2 protein-coding genes and 2 pseudogenes are annotated in these 2,229 nt (G+C 74.6%); 2 read left to right on the forward strand and 2 right to left on the reverse strand.

Annotated elements, in window-relative coordinates:
- Positions 1–265, forward strand: a pseudogene (locus tag GT030_RS14585) (hypothetical protein); the annotation flags it as partial.
- 67 nt (positions 266–332) lie between these two features.
- Here the strand turns inward: GT030_RS14585 and GT030_RS14590 are convergent.
- Together GT030_RS14590 and GT030_RS14595 are read right to left on the reverse strand one after the other, a co-directional pair.
- Positions 333–1,199: a fused MFS/spermidine synthase gene (locus GT030_RS14590; protein ID WP_161201484.1), complete on the reverse strand. Its 867-nt coding sequence runs from the start codon at positions 1,197–1,199 to the stop codon at positions 333–335.
- 46 nt (positions 1,200–1,245) lie between these two features.
- Positions 1,246–1,653: a hypothetical protein gene (locus GT030_RS14595; protein WP_161201485.1), complete on the reverse strand. Its 408-nt coding sequence runs from the start codon at positions 1,651–1,653 to the stop codon at positions 1,246–1,248.
- A gap of 264 nt (positions 1,654–1,917) precedes the next feature.
- Here GT030_RS14595 and GT030_RS14600 point away from each other — a divergent pair.
- Positions 1,918–2,229 (forward strand): annotated as a pseudogene (locus tag GT030_RS14600) (hypothetical protein); the annotation flags it as partial.

The raw sequence follows: 2,229 nt of genomic DNA on the forward strand, positions 1-2,229 counted from the left end.
GGCCACCCCGGCCCCGGCTCCCCCGGCACCCGCCACCCCCGCCGGCGACGTCAAGGCGTACGACACCGGCGGTGGCCGGGCGGTGTTCGACCTCGGCCCCGCGAGCGCGACCCTGGTCTCCGCGACCCCGGGGACCGGCTGGTCGATGCAGGTGTGGAAGACGGAGACCTGGATCAGGGTGGAGTTCAGCCGCAGCACCGACCGCGTGACGGTCTTCTGCGACTGGCACGACGGGCCGCCGCACGTGGACGTGCAGACGTACTAGGGGGTGTCCCGTCGGTCAGGCCAGGCGTCGCGAGCCCGGCGTGACCACCGAGACACCCTCGGGGAGTTCAGCGGAACACCGAGGGCGGCGGAGCCGGTGAGGCGACTGCCGAGGTGTCCGTCACCGGGGTCGCGCCCCCGGTGAAGTCCAGGAGTCTCGCGCCGTGTTCGAGGCGGGCCGGGTGGGGGTCGGAGGCGGCCCTGCGAGTGAGTTCGGCGAGCGGGAGCAGGCTGTCGGAGGCGACCAGGATCGCGTTGCCGAAGCGCTTGCCGCGCAGCACCGCCGGGTCGGCGATCAGGGCGACTTCGGCGAAGCGGGCCGCCGCCGTGGCGATCTGGGCGCGCAGATGGGCGAGCGGGGGCCCGTCGGCGAGGTTGGCGGTGTAGACGCCGCCGGGACACAGGGCGCGGCGGACCTCGTCGAGGAACTCGGTGGACGTCAGGTGGGCCGGGGTGCGGGCGCCGCTGAAGACGTCGGCGACGATCAGGCCGGCCCAGCCGTCCGGCACCTTGGCGAGCCCCTCGCGGGCGTCGGCCGAGCGCACCCGTATCCGGGCGCCGGGGTCAAGAGGCAGTTCCCGGCGGACCAGTTGGACCAGGGCCGCGTCGCGCTCCACCACCTGCTGGGTCGAGCGGGGCCGGGTCGCGGCGGTGTAGCGGGCCAGGGTGAGCGCGCCACCGCCGAGATGCACCGCCTGCACCGGCTTGCCGGGCGGGGCGGCCAGGTCGATGACGTGGCCGATGCGACGCTGGTACTCGAAGGCCAGATGCGCCGGGTCGTCCAGGTCGACGTGCGACTGGGGGGCGCCGTCGATCAGCAACGACCAGGCCCGTGCCCTGTCGGGGTCGGGTATGAGTTCCGCGAGGCCGCCCTCGACGGCCTCCACGACGGCTGCGGCGGCCGCCCTGCGCCGGTTGTCCCTGGACCTGCCCATCGGCCCATTCTCGCAGGCGGCCCGGGCGCCTGCCGCACGGCGCCGGTCAGCGGCAGCTGTCGGCGGCCTCGATCAGCCGGGCCGCCTCGCCAAGTGCCCGGCGCAGGGTGGCCGGGTCGGTGGCGAGGTCCGCCTCGCCGGGCGGCAGCAGCCAGTCGGAGCCCTGCACGGGCGGCTCCGGGTTCAGCCGGAGACCGCGCCCGGAGGTGCGGACACAGGTGCTGCCCGGCACGTCCCAGTGGCCGGCCGTGCCGGGCGGGACGAGGAAGCCGAGCGTGTCGCGGCCGTCGTCGTGCAGCACCGGGCCGACGCCCTCGGCGGCCTCCCGGCGCAGGATGTCGACGGCCTCCAGGCCCTGGCGGGTCGGCACCGTGACGAGATCGCACGCCGCGTCGCCGGGCGGCCGCGACCACGACGGCGCCAGACAGGGATCGTTGTTCGGACGGGTCTCCATGCCGGCCTCCAGCACGCTGCCTGTTGCGGTCCGTGCGGTACAACGCGGGACGGCGTCAAGGGCTACGGCACAAGTGCGCCGCAAAGGATGGCAGTTCATGGCAGATCGTGGATGAGATATCCGTTTTGTAGCTAAACACTGCGTGTCGGGCCGGACACAGCCTGTACGTTCTTGCCCCGCCGGACCCACGGTGTCACACGGGTGACCCCACCCGTGGAGGCTGCCGTTCCGGCAGGTTCGACGGTTCGCACGAGAGGACCGGCCATGGCGTCGTCAACCGATACCCCGGCGCAGCCCGACCGGCCGCCCCGCCCCAACACCGCCTTCCGGCAGGTGCGCGGCCGCCGTTCCCCCGCAGAGTTCGCCGCCCTGGTGCGGCGCGCGGCGCGGGAGATCGGCGAGCGGGTGAGCTGCGACGCGCGCTACGTCGGGAGAGTCGAGGCGGGTGAGATCCGCTGTCCCAACTACGCGTACGAGCGGGTGTTCCTGCACATGTTCCCCGGCCGCACCCTCGCCGACCTCGGCTTCGCGCCCCGCTCGGCCGTGCGGGGGCGCGGCGCGCGCCCGGCCGCGCCA

Source organism: Streptomyces sp. SID1328, assembly GCF_009865595.1.
In the GTDB taxonomy this organism is placed as follows: Bacteria; Actinomycetota; Actinomycetes; order Streptomycetales; family Streptomycetaceae; genus Streptomyces; species Streptomyces griseoluteus.